3 protein-coding genes are annotated in these 2,047 nt (G+C 59.8%); all 3 read right to left on the bottom strand.

Features of this window, described 5'->3' with window-relative positions; genetic code table 11:
• Positions 1 to 182, bottom strand: a 182-nt coding sequence (locus AC11W3_RS20120; protein WP_484093632.1) for a hypothetical protein, incomplete at its 3' end; no start/stop codon positions are given.
• Between the two features lie 72 nt (positions 183 to 254).
• On the bottom strand, positions 255 to 1,646 hold the full coding sequence (locus AC11W3_RS20115) for a transposase (protein ID WP_484093631.1): 1,392 nt from the start codon (positions 1,644 to 1,646) through the stop codon (positions 255 to 257).
• A 94-nt stretch (positions 1,647 to 1,740) separates the two neighbouring features.
• Positions 1,741 to 2,047, bottom strand: a 307-nt coding sequence (locus AC11W3_RS20110) for a hypothetical protein (RefSeq protein WP_484093630.1), incomplete at its 5' end; no start/stop codon positions are given.

The raw sequence follows: 2,047 nt of genomic DNA, 5'->3' as shown, positions 1-2,047 counted from the left end.
GCGTGCTCCCTGTCCCAAGCCTCGGTGATTTCGTCCAGTCGTTGGAATTCTTCCGGATAGGGGATGAACCGACTAAAATCGAACGGGCTCTCTCCAGCAGCGAATTCCAGGAACTCTTCAATCGCGTCCTTCGCTTCCTTCGGGGCTTCAACCGTCAAATAGTTCTCGCACCAGTCAGCCATCATCTCTCCATGTTTCGCCCACCATCCTCCCTCGCGTTTTTTTGACACTTCTCACTCAACACCACCGCAATTTCACGCGACCTGACGTGGTTGTAATCCATCATCCCGTTGCGGTTGGCGTTGCTTGAGCTGTTTCGGCGGGGGGAGCGTCTTGGCTTTGGCCTCGGGGGGCGACCAATGGGTCCAGAGGGCGTCGAGTTTCATCACCACGAACCGCACCCGCGTCTTCCGCCGCCGCCATTTGTACCGCACCTTCTCCAGGAACCGGAACATCCGGTTGGTCCGCTCCACGTGATTGTTCGTCCGCACCCGACGGCTCAGCGGGTTCTTCAGATACGCCATCACCTTGGGGAACTTCTCGGCGCTCAACTGGTCCAGCGCCTTGACCAACTCCGGTACGGCTTGAAAGTCCGAATGGCGCACGATCGCCGCCCGGCGGCAGCCGGCTTGGTGGAAGTCCTTGGGCGTGTCGAACAACCAGTAGATCCGATCGGCGAACCGGCGCAACGTCGTCAGCGCGGGCAAGTATTCATGCATCCGCTCTAGGTCGCCGCGTTCCGACTCGGTGAGATTCTCCCGGCGTTTGACGATCAGGTGACGACGCTTGAAGACGAACTTCGCCTTCTCCTTGACTGACAGGCCCCGGCGGGAGGCGGCCCCCCTGGACTTGGCGCCCTTGCGGCCCCGCTTCTTCTTCCGCCCGGCCTTGCCCCGCCGGCCCATCGCCGTCCGCAACCGCCGCACGGCATCCAGGATGAGCTTGTTGATATCCTTGATCACGTGAAAGACGCACAGCTGATGATCGGCGTCCGACCAGAGCTCCTCCAGCACCGCGGGGTACAGGTTCGAGCCGTCGGTCACCACGACCTTGGGATTCAAGCCCCAATTCTTCAGGTTCTGGAGGAACCGACGCATGTGATCCTGGTCATTGGCGGCGACCAAGGCGAAGGCCACGGGCAGGTCCGAGAGCGGGTCGGTAGCCAAGAGCAAGGTGAAGCGACCCAGGTGCAACTCGTCGACGCAAAGGGTGCCGCTGAATCGCTCCAGGACCATGCGGCGATGCGCGGCCATGTCGAGACCTTCGGCATGGCCGTGGAGCACGTCATAGACAAAGCCCGTGGACAGATCAAGGAGGTATTCCCGACGGAGCGACTCCAAGGTCTGTTCGACGTTCATCTCGTCCTTGAGGATGCGATCGAGGACCAGGTCGCGGACCTTGTTGTCGTAGAGGGCTTTGGGAAGGACACCCTCGGGGGTGTTGCGGAAGGTCTTGCAGCAGTCGCAACGGGCGGCGTACTCGCCGCAGGTGATCTCCAGAGAGGCGATGGCCTTGTAGGCGACGGTGCGCACCTTGCGGAGCACTTTCCGCTTGCGACGGCCGTGCTTGCCGCACGTCGGGCATGGGGCCTTCTGGGGGGCGCAGTGAACGGGTATAACGATCGTCGTGGGTGCTTCGGTGCCCATAGTCTGCATCTCCGGTGGTGGGGACTCAGAACACCCTCATTCACCGGGATGCAGGCCCTATCTTTCAAGAGCAAAACGACTTGGCACCCCCGCTCTATCGGTGGTGATCAGCGAGAAGTCTCACATATTTCCCTTCCAATGCGTTCATCTTCATATTCATATCAAGATATGCCACAAATGCAACCGGCTTATCGTCCTGTCCTGCTTCCTGGACCTCCTCCCCCTCCCAAGCACCCGATAGGACTCTATCGAACTCCAATTCCTTAAGCTCCCCGGCTCGTTCATCGAGCCTCTTCTTCACAAAGAGAGTTATCGTAGGCCCAACGAGGCCAGTGATCAGGGCGCCGATAATGCCTCCTATAAGCTGGTCGTTCATGGGAGATCGGATTTGGAAGGCAATC

The organism is Geomonas sp. (assembly GCF_056994735.1).
Note: the sequence above shows the minus strand (reverse complement) of the source record. Positions and strands in the feature narration are given on the sequence as shown.

Bases quoted from the DNA above. Each gene is read 5' to 3' on its own strand.
- AC11W3_RS20115 (WP_484093631.1), bottom strand. From the start codon at position 1,646: ATGGGCACCGAAGCACCCACGACGATCGTTATACCCGTTCACTGCGCC.